The organism is Streptomyces europaeiscabiei (assembly GCF_001550375.1).
GTDB lineage: Bacteria > Actinomycetota > Actinomycetes > Streptomycetales > Streptomycetaceae > Streptomyces > Streptomyces europaeiscabiei.
Genome location: NZ_LRTR01000184.1, coordinates 1 through 1,358, shown reverse-complemented (window position 1 = coordinate 1,358; position 1,358 = coordinate 1). Strand labels below are relative to the sequence as shown.

Here is a 1,358-nt window from a genome sequence, read left to right as displayed (position 1 = left end):
GCGGGAGCGGGGCCGGGGACGGGGACGAGAGCACCACGCGTTTGCGGGTCGCGCCCGCGCCCCGGTACGGGCGGCAGGTGGGGGCTCGCCCCGCGCACGCCCGGACCGCGGTCGTACGGACCGAACTGCATCCGCAGGGCTATGTCGAGGTCGACCGGGTGCTGCGCCGGGCGGTGTGGGCCGAGCCGGGGCGGCCGCCGCCCGCGCCCGGCGGTCTCGTCGACGTCACCGACGCACGGGAACGCGACTCCGACGTCCTGTACGCCTTCCCGCCGACCGCCGCCCGGCATGCGAAGGGCACGCCCCGGTAGGGGCACCGGCCGAGCCGTCGGAACGACGCCCCGGACGCACCACAGCACGCCCGCGACAGCAGAGTCACCGGAGCACAGAGGCGTCGGAAGCGCAGAGTCACCGGAAGCACAGAGGCACCAGCACCAGAAGCACAGGGGGAAGAACCATGCACAGCGAATACCCGCCCACGCTGCCGGCGGAGTACGCCGACATCGAGTTCGAGAACAACGCCCAGCGCATGCCGCTCGTGCTCTGCCTCGACACATCCAGCTCCATGGCGGGCCAGCCGATCCAGACGCTCAACAACGCGCTCGCCGAGTGGACCCGCGAACTCCATGACGACGTCAGCCTCAGCTACAGCGTGGAGGTCGCCGTCGTCACCTTCGGCGGCCAGGGCGTCGGCGCCTGGCGCGGACCGCAACTCCTCGACCCACGCACCCGGACGAGCCCCTTCATACCCGCGCACGCCTTCCAGGCACCGCAGCTCACGGCCGCAGGCGTCACCCTGATGACCGAGGCGCTGGAGCTGGCGATGCACATCGTCGCGGCCCGCAAGAGCGAGCTGCGGGCCTCCGGGCTGCAGTACTACCGGCCGCAGATCTGCCTCGTCACCGACGGCCTGCCCACCGACCCGACCGGCCATCTCACCGACTCCTGGCACCGGTTGGTCCCCGTCCTCGCCGAGGAACAGAGCGCCCGCCGGTTCCGGCTGTACGCGATCGGGGTCGGCGGGATCACGGACATGGGGGAGAAGGTGCTGCGGGCGTTCGCGCCGAAGTTCAACGCACGGTTGCAGGGGTTCCCGTTCCGGGAGCTGCTCCAGATGATGTCCGCCAGCGCCAACGCCGAGCAGAAGGGGGCGGGGGACGAGGTGTTCGAGAAGATCTTCAGCCAGTTCAAGACGCAACGCCCGGCCTGGGAGGCGTGAGGTGACCGCCGCCCCGCCCTGGCGGATCCACGGCCTGAGCGTCGAGGGCTACCGGCACCGGCGCCAGGGCCTGCCCTGCCAGGACGCGTGCGCCGCGACCGCCACGCCCTGCGTCGCCGTGCTCGCCGTCGCCGACGGG

General features: G+C 72.3%; 2 protein-coding genes and 1 pseudogene. All 3 read left to right on the top strand.

The window, feature by feature from the left end:
- Positions 1–311, top strand: a pseudogene (locus AWZ10_RS09050) (hypothetical protein); the annotation flags it as partial.
- Positions 312–457: 146 nt separating this feature from the next.
- Positions 458–1,219 carry a vWA domain-containing protein gene (locus AWZ10_RS09045; RefSeq protein WP_037694665.1) on the top strand — a complete coding sequence of 254 codons (762 nt, stop codon included), beginning with the start codon at positions 458–460 and terminating at the stop codon, positions 1,217–1,219.
- A gap of 1 nt (position 1,220) precedes the next feature.
- A partial coding sequence (locus AWZ10_RS47440) for a protein phosphatase 2C domain-containing protein (RefSeq protein WP_167365932.1) occupies positions 1,221–1,358 on the top strand: 138 nt, incomplete at its 3' end.

Excerpts from the sequence above, each read along its gene's own strand:
- AWZ10_RS09045 (WP_037694665.1), top strand. The coding sequence starts at position 458 with ATGCACAGCGAATACCCGCCCACGCTGCCGGCGGAGTACGCCGACATC.